The organism is Streptomyces sp. NBC_01803 (genome assembly GCF_035917415.1).
Taxonomy (GTDB): domain Bacteria; phylum Actinomycetota; class Actinomycetes; order Streptomycetales; family Streptomycetaceae; genus Streptomyces.
In genome coordinates this window covers 1-22331 of sequence record NZ_CP109073.1, presented here as the reverse complement: position 1 = coordinate 22331, position 22331 = coordinate 1, and the positions used below count along the sequence as shown (strand labels likewise).

At 71.3% G+C, this 22331-nt stretch carries 17 protein-coding genes and 4 pseudogenes; 11 read left to right on the top strand and 10 right to left on the bottom strand.

The window, feature by feature from the left end:
* Positions 1-278 precede the first annotated feature (278 nt).
* On the top strand, positions 279-890 hold the full coding sequence (locus OIE51_RS00095) for a hypothetical protein (RefSeq protein ID WP_326594528.1): 612 nt from the start codon (positions 279-281) through the stop codon (positions 888-890).
* 35 nt (positions 891-925) lie between these two features.
* Here OIE51_RS00095 and OIE51_RS00090 read toward each other — a convergent pair whose 3' ends face one another.
* Positions 926-1348, bottom strand: a complete 423-nt coding sequence (locus OIE51_RS00090; protein ID WP_326594526.1) for a hypothetical protein — start codon at positions 1346-1348, stop codon at positions 926-928.
* Positions 1349-1558: 210 nt separating this feature from the next.
* Here OIE51_RS00090 and OIE51_RS00085 point away from each other — a divergent pair, with 210 nt between their 5' ends.
* From OIE51_RS00085 to tpg, 3 genes are read left to right on the top strand one after another with little or no spacing between them, the layout of a single operon-like run.
* On the top strand, positions 1559-1879 hold the full coding sequence (locus OIE51_RS00085; protein ID WP_326594524.1) for a helix-turn-helix domain-containing protein: 321 nt from the start codon (positions 1559-1561) through the stop codon (positions 1877-1879).
* On the top strand, positions 1872-4031 hold the full coding sequence (tap, locus tag OIE51_RS00080; protein ID WP_326594522.1) for a telomere-associated protein Tap: 2160 nt from the start codon (positions 1872-1874) through the stop codon (positions 4029-4031). Before OIE51_RS00085 ends, tap begins: the two co-directional genes overlap by 8 nt.
* A 2-nt stretch (positions 4032-4033) precedes the next feature.
* Complete coding sequence (gene tpg / locus OIE51_RS00075; protein WP_326594520.1) at positions 4034-4591, top strand: telomere-protecting terminal protein Tpg; 558 nt, start codon at positions 4034-4036, stop codon at positions 4589-4591.
* Positions 4592-4890: 299 nt separating this feature from the next.
* On the opposite strand, the gene OIE51_RS00070 is transcribed toward tpg, so the two are convergent.
* The gene (locus OIE51_RS00070) at positions 4891-5082 is read right to left on the bottom strand and encodes a hypothetical protein (RefSeq protein WP_326594518.1); all 192 of its coding nucleotides are present in this window, start codon (positions 5080-5082) and stop codon (positions 4891-4893) included.
* Positions 5083-5246: 164 nt separating this feature from the next.
* Between OIE51_RS00070 and OIE51_RS00065 the strand changes: the two genes are divergently transcribed.
* From OIE51_RS00065 to OIE51_RS00050, 4 genes and pseudogenes are all read left to right on the top strand, one after another.
* The gene (locus OIE51_RS00065; protein WP_326594517.1) at positions 5247-5804 is read left to right on the top strand and encodes a hypothetical protein; all 558 of its coding nucleotides are present in this window, start codon (positions 5247-5249) and stop codon (positions 5802-5804) included.
* Positions 5805-5926: 122 nt separating this feature from the next.
* Positions 5927-6097: pseudogene (locus OIE51_RS00060) on the top strand (transposase); the annotation flags it as partial.
* A gap of 352 nt (positions 6098-6449) precedes the next feature.
* On the top strand, positions 6450-6899 hold the full coding sequence (locus OIE51_RS00055) for a helix-turn-helix domain-containing protein (protein WP_326594515.1): 450 nt from the start codon (positions 6450-6452) through the stop codon (positions 6897-6899).
* A 377-nt stretch (positions 6900-7276) separates the two neighbouring features.
* Positions 7277-8197: an aminoglycoside phosphotransferase family protein gene (locus OIE51_RS00050; protein ID WP_326594514.1), complete on the top strand. Its 921-nt coding sequence runs from the start codon at positions 7277-7279 to the stop codon at positions 8195-8197.
* 554 nt (positions 8198-8751) lie between these two features.
* Here OIE51_RS00050 and OIE51_RS26750 read toward each other — a convergent pair.
* Positions 8752-8940, bottom strand: coding sequence for a pentapeptide repeat-containing protein (locus OIE51_RS26750; RefSeq protein ID WP_442811832.1), 189 nt, complete (start codon positions 8938-8940; stop codon positions 8752-8754).
* Between the two features lie 198 nt (positions 8941-9138).
* Between OIE51_RS26750 and OIE51_RS00045 the strand changes: the two are divergent.
* Together OIE51_RS00045 and OIE51_RS26745 are read left to right on the top strand one after the other, a co-directional pair.
* Positions 9139-10383, top strand: a pseudogene (locus OIE51_RS00045) (IS110 family transposase); the annotation flags it as partial.
* A pseudogene (locus OIE51_RS26745) lies at positions 10350-10565 on the top strand (hypothetical protein); the annotation flags it as partial. The pseudogenes OIE51_RS00045 and OIE51_RS26745, both read left to right, overlap by 34 nt.
* Here the strand turns inward: OIE51_RS26745 and OIE51_RS26740 are convergent.
* The 4 genes and pseudogenes from OIE51_RS26740 to OIE51_RS00025 all read right to left on the bottom strand — a co-directional run.
* Positions 10508-10879, bottom strand: a pseudogene (locus OIE51_RS26740) (pentapeptide repeat-containing protein); the annotation flags it as partial. The pseudogenes OIE51_RS26745 and OIE51_RS26740 sit on opposite strands and share 58 nt — an antisense overlap.
* A gap of 349 nt (positions 10880-11228) precedes the next feature.
* Positions 11229-12080, bottom strand: a complete 852-nt coding sequence (locus OIE51_RS00035) for an IS5 family transposase (protein WP_326594510.1) — start codon at positions 12078-12080, stop codon at positions 11229-11231.
* A gap of 16 nt (positions 12081-12096) precedes the next feature.
* On the bottom strand, positions 12097-12519 hold the full coding sequence (locus OIE51_RS00030) for a RacP protein (RefSeq protein WP_326594509.1): 423 nt from the start codon (positions 12517-12519) through the stop codon (positions 12097-12099).
* A 2-nt stretch (positions 12520-12521) separates the two neighbouring features.
* Complete coding sequence (locus OIE51_RS00025; RefSeq protein WP_326594508.1) at positions 12522-13445, bottom strand: DUF6192 family protein; 924 nt, start codon at positions 13443-13445, stop codon at positions 12522-12524.
* A 731-nt stretch (positions 13446-14176) separates the two neighbouring features.
* Here OIE51_RS00025 and mobF point away from each other — a divergent pair.
* On the top strand, positions 14177-16135 hold the full coding sequence (mobF, locus tag OIE51_RS00020) for a MobF family relaxase (protein WP_326594506.1): 1959 nt from the start codon (positions 14177-14179) through the stop codon (positions 16133-16135).
* Positions 16136-16710: 575 nt separating this feature from the next.
* On the opposite strand, the gene OIE51_RS00015 is transcribed toward mobF, so the two are convergent.
* From OIE51_RS00015 to OIE51_RS00005, 3 genes are all read right to left on the bottom strand, one after another.
* Entirely contained in the window at positions 16711-17463 is a 753-nt protein-coding gene (locus OIE51_RS00015; RefSeq protein ID WP_326594504.1) for an IPT/TIG domain-containing protein, read from the bottom strand.
* Positions 17464-18143: 680 nt separating this feature from the next.
* Positions 18144-18896, bottom strand: a complete 753-nt coding sequence (locus tag OIE51_RS00010) for a hypothetical protein (protein WP_326594503.1) — start codon at positions 18894-18896, stop codon at positions 18144-18146.
* A 386-nt stretch (positions 18897-19282) separates the two neighbouring features.
* Complete coding sequence (locus OIE51_RS00005) at positions 19283-21745, bottom strand: DEAD/DEAH box helicase (protein ID WP_326600443.1); 2463 nt, start codon at positions 21743-21745, stop codon at positions 19283-19285.
* Between the last annotated feature and the right edge of the window lie 586 nt (positions 21746-22331).

Genomic DNA, 22331 nt, shown 5'->3' with positions numbered 1-22331 from the left:
GGGGGCCGTAACCGACGCTCGCTCGCCGCCTTCCGTTCCGTTCGACCTGCCAACTGCCCCACCGCTTCCCCCTTTTGAGCCTAGGAACCGGAGAACACCCAGTGCGCCAGTCGCCCGCACGTCGAGGGTCTCCTCCGCAGGAGGCTGGCTGCCGTGCGGTTCTCGACCAGCGCTCGGCGCTCCGAACGAGTGCGCAGCAAACGCCACCATTCGATGGGCTGCCACCGCCGCGCTGGAAGCGGGTGTCTCCTGGGGACACCGGCCGCAGACCGATGTCGGTGCTGGAACCCGGCCAGGGCGCCCGGTCTGCCGGAGCAGCGCGGGCCCGGGCCCGGGAGCAGCACGACCGCCTCGCACAGGGGCTGTGCCCGCACCATGGCACCGCCCCCGGCCAGCACGGCCGGGGCATCGACTGCGTGGACTGCGAGCTCGAGGCGGCGTGCGGCGCCGCTCAGTCCGAGGTCCTGCCCGCCCCGCCGGACAAGCCGGTGCGGCCGAAGCGGATGGCGGCGCCGCGCTGGTGGGAGTGCGCGGTCTGCCGCCTGCCGCACCGGGGCGAGGCGCCGGCGGACGGGATGTGCCCGCGCTGCCCGGCCACCGCGGCCGCCGAAGAGGGTGCCTGGCGCGGCGCGGCCGTCCGGGCCTGGGACCAGCACCAGGCACTCGTTGACGAGGCGTACGCCGAACACGCCCGCCGCGAACGGGAGAAGGCTGAACGCCGCGAGCGCCAGGAGCAGGCCGCCCGCCGCGCCCACGAGCAGCAGGCGAAGGAACGAGCGGAGACGCAGGCCCTGCGCGCCCGGCTGGCCCGGGAGTTCCCGGAGCTGGCCGCTGTCAGCCCCTCGGTGGCCGGGCCGCTGGTGACGGTTCCGGGTGGTGAGGCACAATGACGGGCACCGTGCTGCCGGCCGGAGGGGTCACGCCATCAGGCGTTGCAGAAGACGAGGACTGCGTTGTAGGCGTCGTTAGCGTCGCTGCTGGCGCGGTTGGTGCTCTCGCTGTTTCCCTCGGTCTCGGCGAGGCGCCGAGCGTCCGCCTCGAGGTGATAGGCGTCTGCGGCGCGGTTGAGGGCCTGCGTAAGTCCGTCGTCGTTCGCGTGGTCGGCTGCCTCTTCGAACACGTCCGCAGCGGTGTCGATGCCATCGCCGTAGGTGCCGGCGGACACGCTGAGGTCGTTGATGGCCTCGGCGAACATCTCGCAGGCCTCCTCGTCCGCGATCCCCGGGTCCAGCCTGCGGCCCAGTTCATCGAAGTTCGTGATGCCGAAGAACGCCAGGACCGCAAGGGACGCCCCCACGACGCCGACCCATAACCCGATGACCTCCCGGCCGTTCGTGCTGTCGCTCACGCCTTCCCTCTCTCTCCGGTGTCCAGGTTGCCACCCGCAAGGGCTCAGAAGTCGCCGGGCCCGTACCCATCAACTCTGCGCCGGGATAGCCCTGTTACGGGGCTCTCTGCGGAGACAGAAGGCCGCGCGTCTGCCGAGCCTCAGGAGGCCCGAGCTGATCGGCCCACCAGCCGCTATGATAGTGACGCATCGTTCATGCGGAATGGGTATATGTCCAGTACAGAGCGTGATCTGAGAGTGACTGTGGCGGCGTTGATGTTCGCGACGGGGGAGACGCAGACCGACCTGGGGGCGGCCATCGGGCTGGCCCAGGCGCAGGTCTCCCGCCGTCAGGCCGGGACCACCCCCTGGACCCTGGCGGACGTCGACCGGCTCGCCGCGCACTACGGCATCCCCGTGCCCGACCTGCTGGCCGGCGCCGACCACGCGGTGCGCCGTCTTCCCGCCCACCGTCGCGCCGCCACCCTCGGCGGCACCCAGACCGTCATCGGCACCACCAGCACCGACGAGGAAGGAGGGGGCCGTGAGTGACGACCTGTTCGCGGCGGTGGACGCGCTGCTGGAGCAGGCCGCGCCGCTCCCGGAACCCGCGGAGCGGGAGCGGCTGCGCACCGCCGCCGGGCTGACCCGGGCCGCGGTCGGCCGCGCCCTGGGCGTGGGCAGCAGCACGGTGACCGGGTGGGAGGCCGGACGGTCCGAGCCCTCCGGCGAGCGCCGCGCCGCCTACGCCCGCCTCCTCCAGGGCCTCGCGCAGCGCTACCCCGCGCCCGCTGTGCCGCAGGCCAGGACGCCGGAGCCGCGCGGCCGTGGGAGCTCGCCGCAGGCCTCGCCCGAGGCGCCGCCCGACCCGGCCGCACCGGCCGGCGACGACGTCCAGGAGCAGGAGCTCCCGCCCGCCCCGCCCGCCCCGCCCGCCCCGGCCGCCCCGGCGGCCGCGGTGCCGGCCCCGGCATCGAGCGCCAGGCCGCCGTCGTCGCGGCGCCCGGGCCGCCCGCGCGCCGCGACGGCCTCGTCGACCGCCGCCGCGGCGGCTGCGGCCGCGGACTCGCGGTTCCCGTCCGGGCCGTTGGCCGTGCTGGACGGCGCTGGCGCCGCGCACCTGACCGGCGGTCGCACGCTGGAGTGCCCGGCCGTGACGGTCGCGCAGCTGGTGGAGTGGGCGCTGGCCGCAGGCCTGGGGCAGGCCCGTCTGCACCGCGCCGGGCGGGACGCCGACCCCCTCGTCGTCCTCACCGCGGCCGCCGCCGAACGCCTTGGGCTGCCCGCCCAGCTGACCGACCGGCGGGGCCTGCGTCTGCCGGAGGACCACCCGGTCGTCCGTGACCTCATCAGCGCCGGGTGGCAGCTGACGAAGCGCGGGTTCGGGCCGTGGGCGCGGGTCTACCGCTCCGTCGATGCCGGCGGGCGGCGGCAGTGCGTGCAGCTCGCCGTGCTGCCGTGGGATGCGCTGGACGCCCGCGCCTGGCCCGGCGCCGACCAGCTCCCGCCCGGCGAACTCGCCCGTGTGCTCGGCACCTACGCGGCCCGGGTCCTTACCCCGCGCGGGTCCACGGCCGTGAACGGCCTGGAGCTGATGACCGCGCTGCGCCCGCCGACCCAGGCGGTGCGGGACGGTGCCGGCGGCTGGACGTCAGGGCCGGTGCCTGGTTCCCTCACCGTCGCCGTGGACCCGGCGCCGCCGGAAGCTCCCGCCGAGCACCCGGTCGCGGTCGGCAGGCCGGAGGACCAGGTCCTCGATGAGGAGGCGTACGAGTGGGTCCGCTCGCCGGAGCTGCTGAGCGACGTGGAGTGCGCGCTGCCGTGGGCGGTCGGGCTCGATGTGAACATGGCGTTCGCCGCGGCCGCCAACCGCCTGACGGTGGGCCTGGGCGAGGCGTTGCATACGGACGGGCCGCGGTTCGACAAGCGCCTGCCGGGCGCCTGGCACGTCGACCTCTCCGGCATCAAGCTGGACCCGCGCCTCCCATCCCCGTTCACCCCGCACGGGGGCCGGCCGACCGGCCCCGCCTGGTACGCCACCCCGACCGTCGCCTACGCCCAGGAGCTCGGTGCCGACGTCCGGCCGCTGGAGGCGTGGCTGCGTCCGGAGTCCGGCCCGTACCTGGACCCCTGGTACGAGCGGCTGCGCGACGCCTACCTCGCGACGATGGCCGACCTCGGCGTCACGAAGGACCTCACCGAGGAGCAGTTCCTCGAGGCGATGGAGCGGCACAAGCAGGCCGACCCGGCCCTGGCGGCCGTGCTGTCGGCGATCAAGGCGACCGTGAAGGGCGGGATCGGGAAGCTCCGCGAACGGCCCCAAGGAGCGAGGCACCGGGCGGGTGAACGCTGGCCCGCCCTGGAACGGCCCACCTGGCGCCCCGACATCCGCGCCGCCGTCATCGCGGCCGCCCGGGTCAACATGCACCGCAAGATGGCCCGCATGGCGGCCGCCGGCCACTACCCGCTCGCAGTGCTGTCCGACTGCGTTGTCTACCCCAGCCCCGGCCCGTCGCCGCTCGATCTGCTGCCCCGCGACCCCGGCACCGGGAAGCCTGCGCCCGGGGTTTTCCGGCTCGGTGTCTCGCCCGGCATGGTGAAATGCGAGGGTGCCCGCGAATTCTGGTGGGCAGTGGAACTGATGGAACAGAAAGCCAACCCCGCCCGCCATATCAAGGGTGACAATTTCCCGGGGGGTGAATAACGGTGGGGACCATCGGCGACAGCATCGAGGCGGCGTTGCAGGCTGCGCAGACCCGCCCGCTGCCGAAGTCGGCGGCGGCCCGGATGCGGGTCATCCTGCGCGCCGAGCGAGGTTCCACGCGGGCCGTCGCGGCCCGGCTGGGCATCTCCGTGCGCACCGTCCAGCGCTATCTGGCCGGGCAGATCAAGAGCCCCACCCCGCGCCTGGCCGCCGTGCTCGAACGTGAGGCGCGCCGCTCCTGGCAGCCCGGCGTCCGCGCCCGCGCGATCCGCCAGGCCGCCCGCGCCGGGATCACCGTGGAGACCCGCGCCCGGTTCGGGTTCTCCGCCGCCGGCGGCTCCACGGACGACCCGCGGCTGCGGCGGATCACCGAGCAGCTCGCCCCCGCCGACACCGCCCAGCTGCTGGCCGCGCACCAGGCCGGCGCCGACGAGGACATCCTCCAGGCCCTGCTCGGTGACGCGCTCGGGTTCGCGTACTTCCGTGACCGCGGCAACCGCGCCCAGGGCCTGGACGTGGCGCTCACCGATGTCGACTACCTCGACGTCGAGCTCAGCTGACCAGCCGTCGGCGAAGCGGCCGGGTGGGTACGCGATCCGGGGCTTCGGGACCGTCTGCCTCATCCCCCGGGGACACGACTCCCGGAGTTCGGCGCCATGGTGGTCTGACGCTGCGGTGGTGACCCGCTGTCCCTCACGCCCGACGATGCCAGCCGTACCCCGGCGCCGTCCTGGAAGGAGCTGACCACACCGCCCCGCACGCGCACCCGCGCGAGCCCGAGGACACCGGGGTTCCACCCGCGCGGGGGACTGCTGGAGGGCGGCTCGTTGACGGCGGCCCGGACCAGACAGGGCAACAGCTAGTCGGTGTGGACGATGGTGACCAACGAGACGGTCAGCACACCGGAGCTGACCCAGTACACCGTCAGGGTGCCGGCCAGCGCGGCCTGCCTCCGGTCCTTGTTGCCGCCCAGTGCCTTGCCGTGGGCGTAGGGATCGGCGGTCACCTCGGCCATCGCGGCGTCGTACCGCCTGCGCCGCTCGCGGTTCATCGTCTTCAGCGCGTCACGAGCCTCGTTGGAGTACTGGAGGCGGTAGCGGCGGCTTACTCGGCCAGATCCTCGGCCGCGACCATCCCGGTGAAGTCGCCCGCCTCCAGGCGCCGGAACGTCTCCTCCGGGGCCGCACGCAGGTCCGGCCGGGTTTCCTGCGCCCAGTGCCCCAGCAGCAGGAACAGCTCCCCGGCCGCCGCGGCCCCGACCTCCTGGTCGAACTCCGCCCGCCGCTCGGGCGGCAGCGCGGCCCGGATCCCATCGATGCTCGCGGGCAGCTCGATCTCCTCACCGTCCAGCCAGGTCCGCCATACCGGACCGCACCGCCCCGCACCCTGTCACCGGCCCCGGGCGTGGGTGTTTGGCTGGAGGGTGTGTTGAGTCTCGGGAAGGTTGTGGCGGGGTCGGGATGGCGCTATTACACCCGCGATGTCGTCACCGCCACGCCCGGCGTGGGCCACGGCCAGGAGCATGGCCGGGTGCCGGGTCGCGGTGCGGGTGTGCTGCCGGGTGTGTGGACCGGTTCGGGGCTGCCGGCGCTCGGCCTGGCGGAAGGCGCGGCCGTGACCGTGCGGGAGGCGGAGCTGCTGTTCGGCCATGGCCGCCACCCCTGTGCCGACGAGCTCGCCGACGGGCTGCTCGCCGCCGGCCGCACTCCGCGTGAGGCGGGAGCGTGCGACGCGGCTGGGCCGCGCGTTCCCCCGGGCCAGCGGGGACCGTGAGCCAGTGGCGGCGTGGGATGAGGCGTTCCGCCCGCCCTCGAGCGTCCACGTGCTGTGGGCCCTGGGCGACGACACGGTCCGCCGTGCGGTGGAGGCCGGGCACGACACGGTTCCTGGAGTTCAGCGAGGCGTGGGGCACGAAGTACCCGGCGATCGCGCGGCTGTGGGAGAACGCCTGGGCCGAGTTCGTGCCCTTCCTCGCGTTCGACGTGGAGATTCGCAAGGTCATCTGTTCAGCGAACGCCATCGAGTCCGTCAACGCGCGGATCCGCAAGGCCGTCCGGGCACGGGGCTGGGCACGGGGCTGGGCCGCTACGAGCACACCGTGGGCCCCCGGACCGGGCGTCGGCGTGCTGCTGCTGTACACCGACGGACTGGTGGAGCACCGCCACGAGGACATCGACGTCTCGCTGGACCGACTCCTCCGGCTCCGCCTGTCCGCCACCGACCCGCTCGACACCCTCCCCGACACGGTCCTCGACCGGCTGGCGAGCGTATCCGAGGACGGCATCGCCTCCTCGCCGCCCAGGTCCGGACCTGCTGAGCACGGGCCGGCCGAACACCTGGGCGGACTGTGCGAGCCCCTGGTTCTCGGTGACCGCAAAACGGTGATCCAGCTCTGCCCGGTCCGGGATACTGAATGGTATGACCTATCAGCGAAGGAGTGAGCCCGCAGGCCGGCCGTCCATCTCCGGGGCGGGAGAGGCCATCGCGGGGGAGAGGCCGGACGCCAGCGCCCTGGTGGGTGCGGCGGTGCGGGCGGCGCGGCTGCGGGCGGGTTTGTCCACGCGGGAGTTGGCGGCGCTGGCCGGGATCAGCCAGCCGTTCCTCAGTCAGGTGGAGCGGGGGCAGAGCGCCCCGTCGGTGAACACCGTCTACCGGCTGGCGGAGGCTCTCGGCCTGTCACCGGCAGCGCTGATGCCGACGGCCCCGGCCCCGGACATCCATGTGGTGCGCGCGGCGCGCCGCGAGGTCAGCCCGCTCAACGAACGCCCGGACACCGCGTACGCGAGGACCGCGCGCCACACGGGGGCGATTGCCGAGATCATCGACTACGCCGTGGAGCCGGGGCAGGACATCGAGGGCTGGTTCTAGCGGGAGCAGGACGAGGCCCTGCTGGTGGTGGAGGGGCGGCTGCGCGTCGACTTCGAGGGCCGGGGGTCCGTGGAGCTGGGGCCGGGCGACTGCCTGTTCCATCCAGGCTCGGTCCGGCACGGCTGGCAGCGCCTGGACGATCTGCTGTTCGACGGAGGTGAAGCGGGCGTAGCGTTCACCGTGCGATCTCGCGGTTTGGTGTCAGCGGTCGTGAGAGTCGGTGATGCTGCCAGGGCTTATGGCTTTGGGTGCGGCTCTTTTGAAGTGAAGATCGCGGTTCAGGTCTCGGTACGCGGCAGGCATAGAGCCCGGGGGAGTCCGGGGCGATCGGAAATCGGCTTGCCGTGACCGATGGGGCGTCATACGGTCGGCCTCCGATGAACGAGACGCCCGAGGTCCTGCCGTTGCCGGACCGGAAGCCGGTCGACGCCGCGGTGGCGGGCAGGTTGATCGCCGCGCAGTTCCCGCAGTGGTCCGGCCTTGAGGTCCGGCCGGTCGATGCACAGGGTTGGGACAACTGCACCTTTCGTCTCGGTGACGAGATGTTGGTGCGGCTGCCGACGGCCGAGGAGTACGCGCTGGCGGTGGAGAAGGAACACCGGTGGCTGCCGGTTCTCGCACCCGCGTTGCCGTTGGAGGTCCCGGTTCCGCTGGCCAGAGGCGTACCCGATGAGGGCTTTCCGCACGACTGGTCGGTGTATCGGTGGCTCGGTGGCGAGCCCGCGGACCGTGCTGTCGTGGAGGACATGACCGCGTTCGCCATCGATCTCGCGGAGTTCCTCGTGTCCCTGCAGCGGGTCGACCCGACAGGCGGACCGGGCCCGGGACTGCACAATTGGTTCCGAGGCGGACCACTGACGACCTATGACGGGTGGGTCCGGGCCGCTCTGGAGACCTTGGACGGCCTGATCCGGACCGAGGCCGCCGGGGAGGTCTGGGAACGGGCGTTGCGAGCCTCGTGGGACGGTCGGCCGGTCTGGTTCCACGGTGACATGGCCTCGGGAAACCTTTTGGTGAAGGACGGTGCGCTCGCGGCCGTCATCGACTTCGGCACCTGCGGGGCTGGAGACCCTGCCTGCGATCTGGCGATCGCCTGGACGATGCTGGCCGGCAAGAGCCGGGCCGCGTTCCGCGATCGGCTGGAGGTGGACGAGGCGACCTGGGGGCGTGGACAAGGCTGGGCGCTCTGGAAGGCCCTGGTCGTCTGCGCCGGAGCGGTTCGCGACGGCGACGGTCTGCCAGCGGACGCGTCGTTCGTTCTCAAGGAGATCCTCGCCGCCCACGAGCGGCCTCACTGACCGGTCGGCGCCCGGCTGATGGGGCGTGCCTGTCAAGTTCAGCGTCGCGGTTCAGGCGGTCGGTATGTAGTCGCTCTGGTCGGGGGTGGTGTAGAGGCGTTGGTGTTCGCGGGCGGTGCCACCGTGGTGGAGGACGCGGCCGCGCGGGACGGTATCGAGCTCTACGTCTCCACTCAGGCCGCGCTGGGCATACCGGTGCCGGCCTCTCTCCTTGTCAGTGTCGAGGCCGGGGATCCAGCCCCAGTCGTGCAACTGCCCGTGACGAGGATGGCCGACACGATCAGGGCCAGGTACGCGCAGGAGGCCGACACCTCCGTGGTCAGCCTGCCGGCCGCTGAGGCGGTGCGCTGCCGCCGCCAGGAGACTTCCCGCGACGCCCGGGAACTGGGACAGCCCGCTGACCGCCCCGGCACGCTGCTCGACTTCTACCTGCCGATCCCCGGCAGCGGGGGCTGGCTGGTGCTGAGTACGTGTTTCCGAACCCTAAGCTCGCAGGGTTGGCAATGCGGCCTCAGACGGCCGCCGGGCCGACTGCCGCGGCGACCAACTCGTGCCTACTCCGCTTCGACTTCCGTGATCCGTGCGCGCACGGCAGGGTCGTCGGAAAGGTTCGCCGGCAACCTCGTGGATGAGTCGATGACTGCGGAAACGATCTGTTCCACAGTGACCGCCGCGCCGTTTAGGTCCGCGCCTCTCAGGTCCGCCCCGCTCAAGTCCGCATCGGGCAGTTCCGTCCCGCCCAACGGGGGGCCGTGACCCGAATCGATCAGGTACGCGTAGCTGAGATCCGCCCCGCTCAGGTCCGCCCCCCCCCGTTATGTTCTTCGCGGTCCTGCAAGAGGACCGCTGGCCTCCGGGCCCGGCATGACTGTTCCCCTCTGTCGAACGCATGACCTGGGGGGTGGTGTCACCGGGCCCGTGGGGTGCCGTTGGAGACGCTGATGAGAGGTCCGACCACCGCCCGGCCTGGCGCAATGCCCGGCCGCTTGCGGGCGGCAGGTCTGCATAACGTGGATGCGCACGTACGGCGCCATCGCCCTGGCCAGCACCGCACGAGCCCTGTTCGGGAGGACGGGTTGTACGACATCGACGACGTGGGCGTCTTCCTCGGCCTGGACGTCGGCAAGAGCACCCATCACGGGCACGGGCTGACTCCGGCCGGCAAGAAGGTCTTCGACAAGCAGCTGCCCAACAGCGAGCCGAAGCTGCGGGCCGTGTTCGACAAGCTCGCGGCGAAGTTCGGAACCGTGCTGGTGATCGTCGACCAGCCCGCCTCCATCGGAGCCCTCCCGCTCACGGTCGCCCGCGACGCGGGCTGCAAGGTCGCCTACCTGCCGGGCCTGGCCATGCGAAGGATCGCCGACCTGTACCCGGGCGAGGCGAAGACCGACGCGAAGGACGCCGCGGTGATCGCGGACGCCGCCCGCACCATGCCGCACACCCTGCGCTCGCTGGAACTCACCGACGAGATCACCGCCGAGCTGACCGTGCTGGTCGGCTTCGACCAGGACCTCGCGGCCGAGGCCACCCGCACCTCCAACCGGATACGCGGCCTGCTCACCCAGTTCCACCCCTCGCTGGAACGCGTGCTCGGGCCGCGCCTGGACCACCAGGCCGTGACCTGGCTGCTGGAACGCTACGGTTCCCCGTCCGCGTTGCGAAAGGCCGGTCGGCGCAGGCTCGTTGAGGTGATCCGGCCCAAGGCCCCGCGCATGGCCCAGCGGCTGATCGACGAGGTCTTCGACGCGCTCGACGAACAGACCGTCGTCGTTCCCGGGACCGGCACTCTCGACGTCGTCATCCCGTCCCTGGCCCGCTCCCTGGCCGCCGTCCACGAACAGCGCCGCGCTCTGGAAGCCCAGATCAAAGCCCTGCTGGAGGAGCACCCTCTTTCCAAGGTCCTGACCTCGATGCCGGGGGTCGCGGTCAGGACCGCCGCCGTCCTGCTGGTCACCGTCGGCGACGGCACCAGCTTCCCCAGCGCCGCCCACCTCGCCTCCTACGCCGGACTCGCCCCCACGACCAAGTCGTCCGGGACCTCGATCCACGGCGAACACGCACCCAGAAGCGGAAACCGGCAACTCAAACGGGCCATGTTCCTCTCCGCGTTCGCCGCCCTCCACGATCCCGCCTCCCGCACCTACTACGACAAATGCCGGGACCGGGGGAAGACCCACACCCAAGCCCTCCTCCGCCTCGCCCGCCACCGCATCAGCGTCCTCTTCGCCATGCTCCGCGACGGCACCTTCTACGAACCCAGAACCCCACGCCTCCCTTGACGAAAAACATAGAGGCACCCCCCCGCAAGTCCGCGCCGTCCAGGAACGCAAGGCTCAGGTCCGTGTCACTCAGGAATGCACGGTTCAGGTCCGCATCCATGAGCAACGCCGAGCTCAGGTCTGCATCGGTCATGAAAACTCCGGACAGGTCCGCGCCCCTCAGGTCCGCTCCCTCCAGGAACGCGTCGGACAGGTCTGCACCGCGCAACTCCGCTGCACTCAGGTTGGGGATGAAGCCGTTGTCGTGGTCGGGGTTACGAGTAACGAGGATGTTGGCGGCGGCGTAAACGTCAGGCTGCTCCGCGGTGTGGTCCTCATCTGCGGCTGAGGGGCGGCTGTGGGTACGGATGTACGTGGCGAGGATGTTGGCGATGGTGGGATGGTCGCGCGGAGAGTCGGTCATGATGCGCTGCAGGGCGTAGATCCCGCCTAGGCGTACGTCCAGGGCATCGTCACCGAGGTTGGTGACGGCTGCGTTGTACCGGTCGGTGATCTGTCCCTCCCGGGTCGCGCGGACTTCCCCTTGGACTTGGATGTTGGAGTACCACAGCCCGGCCACCGCCACGAGGGACGCCAGTACTACAGAGCCCAGCTCGATCCAGCGGGCCCAGTCCATTCCCCGGCGCGACGACACTTCGAGATCTGGCGACGAAGCGGCCTCGGATGCACGCCGGGCGGCTCTCTGTAACTGATGATTGCGCTGAGAGGGCATGCCATTCATTGGACCCCGTCTCCCGGTTCTCCACAGCCCTTCAGGCGGCTTGCGCGAGCTGGAGCGGCGGGTCAGTTGGCCGCGCTGGCCGCCGGCGGGTGATGCGGCGGGCCATAAGGGTGATCGCGGCCCAGGTGATCAGGGTTTCGGAGTGCTGGGGGAGGCGTTCGTAGTCCCGGGCGTGGCGGCGTGCGTGCATGATCCACGCGAGCGATCTCTCGACGACCCATCTGCGGGGCAGGACGATGAAGCCGACGGCGTCCCTGGGGCGGGAGACGGTTTTGATGGTCAGGCCGAGGAAGGTCTTGGCCCAGGTGACGAGGGTGCCGGCGTAGGCGGAGTCGGCCCAGACGATGGTGATCTCCGGGTGCATCAGCCGCAGCCGGAAGAGGACCTCCTTGGCGGCGTCGCGGTCGGTCATGTCGGCCGGGGTGACCATGACAAGCAGCGGCAGCCCCTTGGTGTCCACGACCAGGTGTCTCTTGCGTCCGTTGACCTTCTTCGCCGCGTCGTAGCCGCGGGTGGCCCGGCTGACGGTCTCGGCGGCCCGGATGCTCTGGGAGTCGATGACGGTAGCCACCGCCCGCGGGGCGCGGCCCATGGCGAGGCGGATGCGGCGGCGGAGCTGGTCGCGGATCTGCCCGACGACGCCGGCCGCCGCCCAGCGGGCCATGAACCCGTAGACGGTGCGCCAGGGCGGGAAGTCGCGTGGGAGAGCACGCCACTTGCAGCCGGAATCGACGACATACCGTATGGCGTCGATGATCTCCCGGCGCGGGTGTTTCTCCGGCCGCCCGCCCCGGCTTGTTTCGCAGGCCGGGACGGGCAGCAGCGGTTCGAGCAGGGCCCACTCGGCGGCCGTGGTGTCCGAGGGGTAACGGCGCCGGCGCACCCGTTCGCTCCTCTCCTTATCGTTCGGCGAGCATCACGTCGAGGGTGGATTCGATGGAGTTGAGCTGGGCGACGAGGTGGCGCACCCACCGGTCGCCGGGGTGAAGGGCGGCGTGCGGGGCCACCGTTCCGGTGATCAGACGGCGGATCTGGGTGAGCTTCTCCCGGATCACGGCCCGCTCGTACTCCTCCAGCTCTGTCTTGTCCCCGGTGAAGCGGTAGCCGTCGGCCCGCGTGTGTACCAGCGGCGGCCAGCCGCGCTCGGCGATGACATCCCGCAGGCAGGCCAGCCCGGAGCGGACCTGGCTGGGGGTGAGTTCAGTGGCCCGGACCAGCTGCGGGAAGGTCAGCCCGGCCGGGCGGGCCTCGAAGAGCACAAACCGCACGGTGTCGGCGTGCCGTCGCGCCGCCTCGCCCCTGCGGCGGGAGGCGCGGGGCATGGCTACTCGCCCCGCAGCAGGCGGGCGAGCTCGGCGTCCACGTCGACCCGGCCGGTGTCCACCGCGGTCTCGATCCAGTCGCAGGTCGCGCGCACCCTGGCCACCCGCTCGTGGACCAGGACCTGTTCGTCCTCCCCGAGCTGCCGGTCCCGAAGGCCCGGGACGATCCGGCCGGCGGCGGCCACGAACGCGTGGCAGGCCGTGACCAGGTCCAGGAACTCGACCGTCCGCTCGACCTGCCGGACGGCCGGGGCGACAGGGCTGGTGTCCTCGAAGTCTTCGCGGGCCTGGCGGCCCCGCTCGGCCTGGGCGTGGTTGACCATGTGCCGGGCGGTGTCGTCCGACATGGCCCGGAAGGCGACCTCGGGCCGGTGCAACATGTCCGTGGTCACCTTGGCCGCCACCTCCTCATCCCGGACCAGGGTGTGGACGGCCGTGATCTTCTCCTGCGGGGTGACGGGCTTGGCCACCCGCTGGCCGACCCGCCGGTTGGCCTCGTCCGGCGTCCAGCACGGTCGGCCCGGCGGCGGGTCGGCGATCGCCGCGAACCTCTCTTCGTCATCCGCGATGCTGGCCAGGATGCGGTGAACGGTGAAGGACACCCCCGGCTGCCGCTTCTCCCGAGGCCAGCGCGAGGCCGTCCACCGCTGGCGCTCGACCGTGTTGTAGGACAGGCCGATGTCCTCCGCGAGCCGGAACAGCGACTCGCGCACCGTGAACAGCTCCTGCCCCGGAGCCGCCTCGTGCCGGCCTCCGTGAGGGCGCATCGGCTCGATCTCCAGGGCCCGGTCCCCGATCAGGAACTGCCCCTGCGACTGCTGCTCAACGACATCCCGCAGCTCGGCGACGATCTGCTCGTAGCGCTGCCGGCTGACGCTGCCGACCTTTTCGGACTCGGACGTGGACTCGGTGCCGGACTGGGACATGGCATCCACCGCCTTCGCGGGCCGGGCACGGCGCCGAAGACCGTGTCGGGGGGCGGCCCGCCTCCACCCAGCGTCAATCCGCAAATACGTTGATCACAACGAAATGACCGCAAGTGACTGTGATTGGGCAGAATTTGAGCGACCTACCCGTTCGCACTGCCGTTACTGTGGCCGTTCCCCGAACGCATCCGATCGGCGCCGCCAGGCTCTCACCTTGCACCGCGGCGAGCAGTACACCGCGGTCGAGCGCCGGTCCACCCCGGCCACCCACCGCACCCCACACACCGGACACACCGCCAAGCCCTGGCCGACCCGCTCAGCCGCCACCCGCCGGCGCAGCCGACGATCCTTACGCCACTGCCTGGCCCGACACGCCGCCGAGCAGTACACGGCATCCCGCCGCACCCCCGGCGCCAGCCGTTCATCACAGCCACGACACCGACGCTCACCAGCCCGGCCAACATCCCCGGCCATCCCGTCAGCGTAGATCCCCAGGCTATCCGGAACCGGGGATCAAAAACACGTACTCAGTGGTGCTGGATGGTGTGGTCCGGGCCGTGGTGTGAGAGCTGCCGGAGAGCTGCCGGAGAGCGATGACATTCGCGTCGGGCCGGGCGCCGTTTCCCGCCCGGCGGGACGCCGGGAAGAAAGTTCGGCCGCCGCTCCCGCCTGGCGGGACGTACCGCTGATCGGCCTTTTCTTGCAAGTCACAGCGGTGTGGTGTGGTCTGCGTGACGGTGGATATCAGGGTGATCCGGGCCGGTCAGATGTACCGTTACTACCTGCGCCAGACTGTCGTCGGTGATGGCCGCCGCCCGGCCCGCACGCCGCTGCGCGCCGCCCAGGAGCAAGCCGGGGTCCCGGCCGGGCGATGGATGGGCCGGGGACTTGCCGCGCTCGGACTGGCGCCGGGTGAGGAGGTCACCGAGGCGCAGCTGCGGAACCTGTTCGGCGGGCGGGGCCGCCATCCGTACGCGGACCGGATCGAGGCCGGCCGGCTCGCCAGGGGCGACTCCCCGCAGGGGGCGTTCAGGGCCGGCGCCCTGGGACGGCGCGTGACGGTGACCGGCGTTGACCTGATGTTCCGGCCGCAGCCGACGATCTACCTCCTGTGGGCGCTGGGGGATGAGGAGACCCGGCGGGTGATCGAGGCCGCACACGAGCGCGCGATCGTACGGGTGCTGGAGTGGATCGAGGACGAGGTGGCGGTGATCCGCTACGGCAGGGACGGCATCTACCGGGTCCGGCCGCCCGGCGGTCTGGTCGCCGCCCGCTTCCGCCACTACGAGGCACGGTCGGGGATGCCGTTGCTCCATGACCATCTGCTGCTGTCGGTGAAGGGGCAGCGCCTGGACGGGAAGTGGGGCTCGATCCACACCACGGCCCTGCACGAGAACACCGTGGCGGCCTCCGCGCTCTACAACGAGATCGTGGCCGTGGAGGTCTGCGAGGCGCTGGGGCTGGCGACTGAGCCGCGCACCGTCACCCCCGGACGCCGGCCGGTGATGGAGATTGCCGGGGTGCCGCACGAGCTGATCCGCTGGACCTCCCGGCGCAGCGACCAGATCGCCGCCTGCCTGACCGAGCTGGAGCACGAGTACGTCACCGCCGTCGACGACGATGGCGAGCCGCGGTTCCTGCCCGTGGTCTCCGAATGGGCCCGCGCCAGGCTGAACCAGATGGCCGCCCGCAAGACCCGCCCGCCCAAGCAGACGGCCCGGCCGCTCGCGCAGCTGCGCGAGCGGTGGAAGGCGAGCGCGATCCTCACCTCCGGGGTGGCCGTCGGCGTCATCAACTCCCTCCTCGAGTACGCCCGTGCCGCGGCCGCGGCGATCCGGGCCCGGATCGCCGCCGTGATCGACGTCGCCTTGGCGGCCGTCGACGTCACCGCCACGGTGTTCGTGATGAACGGCGGCGGGCGCTTCCACCGCCGGCACCTGCTCGCCGAAGCCCGCCGCCACCTCGCCCTCGTCCTGCGTGGCCGCCGCCGCGACCCCGGCCTGGACAACAGAATCGTGGCCGCCGCCATCTCCACGCACTGCCTGGACATCAGCGAGCCGAAGACCGTACGCGGCCTAGAGGCTGGCTACCGCCTCTACACCGCCCGGTGGGACCTGTCCGGCCTCCCCGCCCGGCGCCGCCCGCCCACCCCCGCGCCCGGCCCGGACCCCCCGGCCGGTCCCGGCGAGCCGGCCGCGCTCCACCCCCCGGGCCAGGACGCGGGGGAGTGGGAGATACCCCGCATCCCGCTTCAGTACGAGCGGGCCGTCCTCGCCGGTGCGGTGGTGCGGGAGAAGCTGCGCACCACCACCACCACCGTCGCCGCCGTGCGGGGCCGGGCGTACGACGTCGTCGCCCACCAGCAGGCAGCGATGCCCGAGCAGCCGCTCGCGCCCCCGGCCGCCGACCCCGAGCACGACGACCAGGAGCCGGAAGCCGGACACCAGGAGGCGATCGACATGACGGCCCTGCGGGCCCTGCGGGAGTCCCGCACGGACGTGGAAGCCCTCGATCTCACGGCCGACCGACTGCGCCGCCTCCAGGACGCGTTCACCAAGGCGGCCGACGACTCCCGCGTCCGCGCGGACCGCCACGACGCCGACGTAGTGCGCCCGGTGCGCCAGGACGACCAACAGGCGCACCGCCCGCAGGAGCCCGGACCGCACCGCGGCCGCGAAGTCGGCCACTGAGTGATGGTCTGCGTGCCGACGAATCCGAGGCCCTCCTGCAGCCCGATCTCGTCCAGGGCGACCTGCTGCTCGACGCTGAGCCGATCTCGCCGCGCTCCTGGGCGTCGAGGCCGGCGGTCCGCAGTGTCTCGAACAAGAATCAAACGGTAGCGCTTGAATTCAAGCGCTACCGTTCGAAGAAACTCGAACAACGCTCGGGCAGTTCGGCAGGAAGGTCGCGGGTCACCGCTCCAGTAGCCGCACCACCACCCGCGAGGACGGGCGAAATCCCGCGCGCACCAGGCCCGGCGGGGCGGATGGCCCCTGTGATGACGGTTCTCTCCCCTTCCAGCGGGCTCCGTTTGCGGTCTGCTCGCCCGCCGGCTGCGCCCTGCCCGCCACCCACGGCGGGTACGTCGGCTGCCCCTTCACCCAGCGGCCCGCCACGATCGCCGAGATGCGGGAGGAACTGCGCAAGCACCGCGGGCGGCTGACGGGCGCCCCCCGCTAATCCGGCCTCCTCACAACCCGGGCCTGAGCAGGCGGTCATGTGCCCGGCCGCCGGGCTAAGGGTGTCGGCGGCGCCGGGCCGGGGGTCAGATTCCGGGAGTGGCGAGGTAGGTGAAACCGGCAGCGGCCAGGGCGACGCCACCGGTGGTCGTCACCCTCACGTCGGAAGGTCCGGGAGCGCCGTCGGGGGTGGGCGGGGTGACGACGGACAAGGTGGTGTCGTTGACGATCGTCAACGGTGCGGGGGTGGCGCCGAAGGTGACCGACTGGGTCGTGCTGAAACCGGTGCCGGAGATGGTCACCACGGTCCCGCCGGAAGCCGGACCGGAGTTGGGCGCGAGCGTTCCGATGGTGGGCGTGTCGACGTAGGTGTACGACAGGCCGTTGTTGGTGCCGCCCGCCGTGGTCACGGTCACGCCCACCGGGCTGGCCGCGGCACCCGCCGGGACAGTGACGGTCAGCTGACCGTCGCTGACTACGGTCGGCGTCGCGGCGTTGGCACCGAAGTTCACCGCGGTCGCGGTGGACAGCCCTGTGCCGTTGATGGTGACGGTGTTGCCGCCGGCGGTGACACCAGCGGCAGGGCTGAGCGTGGACTTGAACGGTGCGCCGACGTAGAAGAACGGCAGCGGGTTGCTGGTGCCGCCGGGAGTGGTCACGGTCACGGGGACCGTTCCGCTGCCGGACGGGGTGGTCACCGTGACCGAGGTGGCCGTGTTGGCGGTGATGGCGGCCGGCTTGGACCCGAAGTGGACGGCGGTGGCGCCGGACAGGTTGGTGCCGGTGATCGCGACGGTCTGACCGCCGCCGGAGGATCCCTGGTTCGGGGAGACAGGCATGACTTTCCCTTCATGGCCTGTACGAGGCCGGGCCAGCGCAGTGCCATGGACGACGAATCGGACGGACAGGTGCAGACAAGCGGCACCATGCCCGACGGGGCTGCGCGGACACCGCCCAGCCGCTGCCGGCCACCAGCACGCACTTGCCGGTCCGCATCCCGGCCGAAGGAGTCCCGGCGCGGCGCTACGGCCGTGCCTGTGCCTGGCCGGCTACGCGCCAGGCCAGTCGGTGGGCAGGCCGACCGTCACTCCCCCGGGAGGAGGGCTGCCCACCGGATTGAACACCACCAGTAACCCATCGGAGTGACGACACCGGCAATAGCCGTGACCCCAATCTCACCCGCATGGCGCAGCGCACCAAAGGTCCCAATCACCCACGTACCACCCAGCTCTCTATGACAGATCGCGCGACCGCCTTGACCGCTGGTTACGTGCTCCCCGGCGCCCAGGCAGAGCTCCGCTGCGATCTCTCGGGTTGGTGTCGGTGGTGGTGAGAGTCGGTGGTGGGGGCCTGGTCGGGTGGGTTATGGGGCTGGTCAGTGGGTGTTTCTGGGGCGGGGCGTTGCTGTCGTGGGGGTGAGAGATGGCTGTGTGGGGTCGCTGTCGTGGGGCTTTATCTCATGGTGGGTGATGCTGTCCCGGGTTTGAGAGTTCTTAATGGGGCGCCGTGAACCTCGCGCTCAGAGACCCTCGACGCTGACCAGTTCGTGCCGTTCGCTGCCGCCCTTGGTCTGCTGCTCCAGCACGACCCCTACGCCCCTGCTGTAGAACTTGTGTTCCTCGGTGTCGGGTTCGAGGGGGGTGGTCTCCCTGGTCTCCAGAACGTGGTCGTACGCGCCGGTGGGCACGTCGACGGTCTCGTTCAGGCTGATCACCTCGGCTCTGTCCTCAGCCACATCGGGGGCGTCCTCCTGCTGGTACCGAGCGCCCTCCTCAGGGTCGGCCAGCATGATGATGCCCGGCTTGGCCCCCTTCTTGCCCGCCTCCCACGCGCCCTCGGTGCTGACGACCTTGCCGTTCTTGAACTCCTTGGTGTCCTCACCGAAATACCAGACGTTGCCGGCCCGGTCCTGGGCGAACCAGTCGAAGGTGTCCTCGATGACCTCCCCGTCCAGGGAGACGGTGTCACGCACGACGGTGATGTGAACGCCGAGGATCTCCTTCTCCCGGTCGGTCACCTCGACCACCGTGACCTCCTTGCCCTGGTCGGTGGTGCCCTCATAGCGCCAGCGGGCGCCGGGCTTGAGCGGCAGGTACGGGTTGTCGACGCGGTCGACGAAGTCCTCGGGGTTCACGCTGGCACCGGGTGACGGCGAGCCGGAGACGGTCGCCTCGTTGCTCTGTGCGATGCCTGTCGTCGGCTCCCGCTCCCCGCTGCCCTCGTCGCCGCAGGCCGCCATCGTCAGCGTGAGCGGAGCCATCGCGATGAGCATCAGGGTCTTCCCTCGGCTGGTTGCGAGCACTGTTCCTCCACGGGATCTCGCTGTCGGGAAGGCCATGATCATTCGCCGACCGCCAGGGAGAACGGACCGCCGGGCGGCGGCGGGCACGTCACCGGGAGCTGCCACTCGGACGGCTCAGCCGAGGGCTTGTGCGACGGCGGCGGCCAGGAGCGCGCCGAGGACTTCGATCCGCCGCAGCCGGTCCGGCCGCGGTAATTGATCTGCGATCCGCAGTTGACTGTGGACCGTAGTTGAACCTCGAACCCTGCAATGACCTGGGCAAACGCGAGACCCCACCTCAACGGGGGTGGCGGCTCTGCGGCCGGGCGCCCCGCCCGGTTTGATCCGCGACCGGGCCCGAGGCGCCCGGCACCGGGTCAGAGCCCGATGTCGTCGAGGGCGGCCTGCTGTTGGGGGGTGAGCTTGTCGCGGCGGGCGCGCATGTTGCTGCGCCATACCCCGAGCCGCACGGCCACAGTCTCGGGCTGCTCCTGGCGCTCGCCGCCGTCGGTGCCGTCCTCGATGACGAGGTGTTCGACGTGTCCGCGGGGGACGGTGAGGTGGCCTTCGCGGGTGAGGTATTGGCGTGCGGCTGCGAGGCCGCGCTCGAACGTCCCGTTGCGGCCCGCCGGGTGCTTTCTGGCGGCCGGTACGGGCGCGGCGCCCGCGTTCCCCGTGGCAGCCTCTGCGGGGGCCGCTGAGGGCGTCTGGAGCGGGGTGACGCCCAAGCCCTCGAGGAGTTCGCGCTGCCCGTCGGACAGGCGCTTCCAGGCCTGCCTCTGCCGCTTGAGCCACGTCCCGACATCAACGCCTGCGAAGGTCACCCCCGGGAGGATGTCCTCCGGCTCGGCGCCGCCGTCGATGCAGGCCTGGACGCCGGCGAAGGTGCGCTGCCACTCGATCGGCCAGGCCGGGTTCCAGTACGGGTCGATGCCGGCGAGCTGCTCGGCACGCCGCGCCGCCCGGGCCGGGTCCTTGCCGAGCCCGCCGTCCCGGCGGAGGTTGGCCAGCATCATGCCCACCGGGCGGTCCAGGACCGTGGCCGACCTCGGCGCCGCCAGCGTGCCGTACTCCTGGTAGTAGGCCCGCAGCACGGCCAGCGTCTCCTCCCACGCCAGCTCGCGTTCGTCCCACACCATGCCGAGCTTCTCCAGCCGGTCGGCGCGCCGGGAGGGCATCGCCCCGGCATTGAAGGTCTTGCGCTGGTCGGCCGTCCACTGCCCCAGCGGATACGCGCTTTCGACGTGTGAGAAGGGGACCCGGGCGTGGCCCTCGCGCTTGGCGTAGGTGCGTAGCGCGGCCAGGCCGCGTTCCCAGTCCTGGCGTTCGGTGTCGATGACGTTGTACGCGATCCACTCCGCCACGAGCGCCGGGTCCCGCCGCGAGGAGAACCGCAGCAGCATCCGGGATTCGTCCTCGCCGTCCTCGGGCGGCGGGCCGATGTCCGTGCCCGGCGACAGCTCCAGGGCGTTCGTCTGCGGAATGGCGAGCAATTCCAGGGCCTGTTCGTCATGCGCACGCAGCCCCTGGAGTACCTTGGTGAGCGGCTTGTACGAGGCCGAAGTGAACATGTCCTGCGGCTGCTCACCCGGTGCGAGAAAGACGGGCACGATCAGGGACGCCAGCTTTCCCTCGCCCGGCTTCTGCCGCAACGCCCGCCCGATCGCCTGCACGATATCCACGGGCGATCCCTTCGGGTCCAGAAAAGCAACCGAGTCCACCGCTCTAATATCGACGCCTTCCCCGAGGACCTTGCAATTACAGAGAATGGCAAGCCCCGCCCGGGTGCCGAATTCTCCCAGGACTTCGCGGCGGTGTGCGGAGTCGTGGTCGCCCTTCAGCCACCCCGTCCAGACTCTCGCGGGGTACCGCTCGGGGTCGGCCTGATGGAGCCGTTCGGCGACCGCCGGCAGACCGGCCGCGAACGCCTGCGCCTCCACCGTGCGGTGATGGAACGTGATCATCGTCTTCAGATCGTGCTCGCGGGCGGTCTTCAGCATCGCCGCCTGGAGCGCGCCCAGGCGCAGGCCGCGGATCTCCTCCTCACGCCGCTCAGGGCCGTACAGGCGGCCGGGAGGCAGCTGCGGGTCGGCCAGCTCGACCACGATGATCTGATACCGCGCAAGTAAACCGCGGGCCACACCCATCGCCAGCGACATCCGGTAGACCACCGGCCCGAAGATCGCCGGATCGTCCATGCTCGCGGCCAGCTCCTCCGGCAGCGGATCCCGGACGCCCTCCCGCACCTCCCACGACGGCCGCTCCTGCCAGACCCGCGGCGTCGCCGTCAGGTACAACCTCCGCAGCGACGGCAGCAGCCCGTTGTTGTGCACATCCGCCCACGCCTTCCCCTGCGACCCGGAAGTTCTGTGCGCCTCATCCACCACCACCAGGTCGAACGGCGCCATCGGAAGGCCGTAGGAGCCCTCGAACGCCGACGTCAGCACCGGCAGCGAGGAGTAGGTGGCGTAGACCGTCACCGGCCCCGAGCCGTGCCACAACGCCAGTTGCGGCGCGCTCGTCGTCACCCGCACCTTCGCCGCCCACAGCGCCGGATCGTCGGTGAGCGAACACACCGCGACCGCCGGCCCCTTGTGCCCCGCCGCCTGCCACGCCAACACCGTCTGCGTCAGCAGATCCAAAGTGGGCACCAAAACCAGCACCCGCCCATTCCGCGCCACCCGCCGCGCCGTATCAGCGGCAACCAGCGTCTTTCCCGAACCGCACGGCATCACCACCGTCGCCCGCAATCCACCGGCCGGGATACGCTTTCCCGGCGGGATATCCAAAGCGCGCGCCGCTGCCTCAGTGGCCTCAATCTGATGGTCCCGGCGCTTCATCGGTGCCGTCATTCCGTTCCTCCTGACGGGAATTCAAAAAGACATGAGAAGGGCGGAGGTTTCCCGCCGTGTGATCAGGGGGCCGTTCCACGTTCCCGTAACTACACAGATGCATCAGACCGGGCATGGCGCACCGAGGGGGAACAATGATGCACGCAACCCTACCACACCGGCCGCTGCGCAGGGCACACTGCCCGGGGTATGACGGGATCGACGCAGGCCATCCGGGTGGCCCGACAGGGAAGCTGACGAAGTATCGACCGGCACCCGCCCGCCCCGGTCCCGCTCGGGACGCTGCTCCTGGTCCCCGGCGTTCCGGGGGCCGACCCCCTCCGGTTCTGCCCCAATGGGGGGCCACTGGCCTGGTATTCCTGTGTCTACACAGCCTGCCGTGTGATGCACCCGCCTCCCCTCACCCCATGCTCCCCCTAGCCAGCCGCTTTTCCGCCGGAGCGGAGCGGAGGCGGGGAATTCGCGCGGAGCGCGAATTCCACTGCTTCCGTAATTCCCGCGAAGCGGTATTACGGTCCGGCGCAACGCGCCGGATTCCCAGGCGCGAAGCGCCCAGGCCTGCAAGCGCGCGCAG

What these genes read in the sequence shown, in the direction of transcription:
- OIE51_RS00085 (WP_326594524.1), top strand. Translation starts at nt 1,559, where the DNA reads ATGTCCAGTACAGAGCGTGATCTGAGAGTGACTGTGGCGGCGTTGATG.
- OIE51_RS00070 (WP_326594518.1), bottom strand. Translation starts at nt 5,082, where the DNA reads ATGAACCGCGAGCGGCGCAGGCGGTACGACGCCGCGATGGCCGAGGTG.
- OIE51_RS00055 (WP_326594515.1), top strand. Translation starts at nt 6,450, where the DNA reads ATGACCTATCAGCGAAGGAGTGAGCCCGCAGGCCGGCCGTCCATCTCC.
- OIE51_RS00050 (WP_326594514.1), top strand. Translation starts at nt 7,277, where the DNA reads ATGAACGAGACGCCCGAGGTCCTGCCGTTGCCGGACCGGAAGCCGGTC.
- OIE51_RS00030 (WP_326594509.1), bottom strand. Translation starts at nt 12,519, where the DNA reads ATGCCCCGCGCCTCCCGCCGCAGGGGCGAGGCGGCGCGACGGCACGCC.
- OIE51_RS00025 (WP_326594508.1), bottom strand. Translation starts at nt 13,445, where the DNA reads ATGTCCCAGTCCGGCACCGAGTCCACGTCCGAGTCCGAAAAGGTCGGC.
- OIE51_RS00015 (WP_326594504.1), bottom strand. Translation starts at nt 17,463, where the DNA reads ATGCCTGTCTCCCCGAACCAGGGATCCTCCGGCGGCGGTCAGACCGTC.
- OIE51_RS00010 (WP_326594503.1), bottom strand. Translation starts at nt 18,896, where the DNA reads ATGCTCATCGCGATGGCTCCGCTCACGCTGACGATGGCGGCCTGCGGC.
- OIE51_RS00005 (WP_326600443.1), bottom strand. Translation starts at nt 21,745, where the DNA reads ATGAAGCGCCGGGACCATCAGATTGAGGCCACTGAGGCAGCGGCGCGC.